The following is a 2,147-nucleotide window of genomic DNA, read 5'->3' on the forward strand; positions in this document are numbered from 1 at the left end:
GGCGGGATCGGGGTCGACGGGGTGGAGCAGGGATTTGTCGACGAGGGCGGCCAGCAGGTCGTCGATTTCCACGCTCGGGGCCGGGTAGACCGCGGTGGCTGATTCGACGGTGATCCCGCCGGGGTACACGGACAGCCGTTCGGCCAGGTCGCGTTCTTGCCCGGACAGCAGTTCCCAGCTCCAGGCGACGACGGCGCGCAGCGTCTGGTGGCGGGGCATCGCGGTGCGGCTGCCGCCGGTGAGCAGTCGGAAGCGGTTGTCGAGCCGGGCGGCGATGGCGTGCAGCGGCAGGGTGCGCAGGCGGGCGGCGGCCAGTTCGATGGCCAGGGGCAGCCCGTCGAGGCGGCGGCAGATCTGGACGATGTCGGCGACGTTGTCGTCGTGGACGGCGAAGCCTGGTTGGACGGCGGCGGCGCGGTCGGCGAACAGGTGCACGGCCGGGGAGGCGAGCGCCTCGGCGGCTTCGGTGTCGTCGGCGGGTTGGGGCAGGGACAGTACCGGGAACAGGTGCTCGCCGAGGATGCCGAGCGGTTCTCGGCTGGTGGCGATGATGTGCAGGCCGGGGATGTGTTCCAGGAGGTGCTCGGCGGCGTGGGCGGCGGCGTCGATGAGGTGTTCGCAGTTGTCGAGCACGATGAGCAGCCGCTGGCCGGCCAGTCCGCGGGTGACGCGGGTGAGGGCGTCGCGCGCCGGTGTGGCTTGTTGTTCGCTGCGCAGGACGTGTGTCTCGCGTTGTCCGAGGGCGGTGAGGATGGCTTGGGGGAGTTCGGCGGGGTCGGTGACGGGGGCGAGTTCGACGAGCCAGGCGCCGTCGGGGATCTCTGGGATCGCTGGGATGTCTGGAATTCCGGGGCGTTGTGGGTTGTCTGCGTTGCCTGGGTTGTCTGCGTTGCCTGGGCTGGCTGGGCTGGCTGGGCTGGCTCGGTCTGGTGGCTGGGCGGTGAGGAGGCGGGTGGCGGCTTCGCCGGCGAGGCGGGTTTTGCCGGCGCCGCCGGGGCCGACGAGGGTGACCAGGCGGGAGGTTCGGAGGGTTTCGGTGATGCGGGTGACTTCCTCGTCGCGGCCGACGAAGCTGGTCAGGCGGGCGCGGAGGTTGGTGCGGCGGGTGATGGTGGCTGCCGGGTCGGGGGTGTGTTCTGGCGCGGGTCGTGCTGTGGCGGTACCGGTGCTGGTGCTGGTACCGCCTGTCAGTGCGGGGTCGTTGCGGAGTACGGCGAGGTGGATGCGGGTCAGTTCGGCGGAGGGGTCGATGCCGAGTTGGTCGGCGAGGGCGGTGCGTACGCGTTCGTGGACGGCCAGGGCGTGTGCTTGGCGGCCGTCGGCGTACAGGGCCCGCATCAGCAGTGCGGCGATGTTTTCGCGCAGCGGGTGTTCGGCGGCGAGTGCTTCGAGTTCGGGCAGGGCCTCGGTGTGCAGTCCGAGGCGGAGTTCGGCGTCGAGGCGGCCGCACAGGGCGGTGAGCCGCATTTCGTCCAGGCGGGCGGCGGGGGCGAGGGCGAATCCGGCGGTGGCGACGTCGGCGAGCGCCGGTCCTCGCCACAGTGCGAGTGCTTCGTGCAGGAGTTGGCGGGTGGTGGCGGGGTGGTCGGCGTGTCGGGCTTGGCGGGTGAGGGTTTCGAAGCGGTGGGTGTCGATGGCTTCTGCGGGGAGGGCGAGGTGGTAGCCGCCTACGTCGCTGATGATGGTGTCGGGGGCGCCGAGGGTGCGGCGTAGGCGGGAGATGAGGGATTGCAGGGCGTTGGCGGCGCCGTCGGGGGGTGTTTCGTTCCAGAGGGCGTCGGTGAGGGTGGCGACGCTGATGCTTCGGCCGGGGTCCAGGGCGAGGCGGATGAGCAGGGCGCGCAGCCGGGCGCCTCCGATGGGGATGGGGGTGCCGTCGTGGGTGTGGGCCTGGAGTGGGCCGAGGATGGAGACGGTGAGCTGCACGGGGTCCAGTGTGGCGTATTTCGTATGGCCGGATTCGCGGCCGGATTCGCGGCCGAGTTGAAGGTCGGGGCTACGGTCGGATGAGGACCTTCAGGGCGCTGCGGTTGTCCATGGCCTGGTAGCCGGCGGGGGTTTGTTCGAGGCTGATCTGCTGGTCGAACACTTTGCCGGGGTTGACGGTGCCGTCGAGGATGTCGGGCAGCAGGGTGCTGATGTAGGCG

1 protein-coding gene and 1 pseudogene are annotated in these 2,147 nt (G+C 71.0%); both read right to left on the reverse strand.

The genetic code is table 11. The features are described 5' to 3' along the window. Positions 1-1,926: AfsR/SARP family transcriptional regulator (locus tag KGQ19_RS48370; protein ID WP_212022358.1), on the reverse strand; the 1,926-nt coding region annotated here is incomplete at its 3' end. Between the two features lie 70 nt (positions 1,927-1,996). After that, positions 1,997-2,147, reverse strand: a pseudogene (locus KGQ19_RS53270) (IMP dehydrogenase); the annotation flags it as partial.

The organism is Catenulispora pinistramenti (assembly GCF_018274385.1).
In the GTDB taxonomy this organism is placed as follows: Bacteria; Actinomycetota; Actinomycetes; order Streptomycetales; family Catenulisporaceae; genus Catenulispora; species Catenulispora pinistramenti.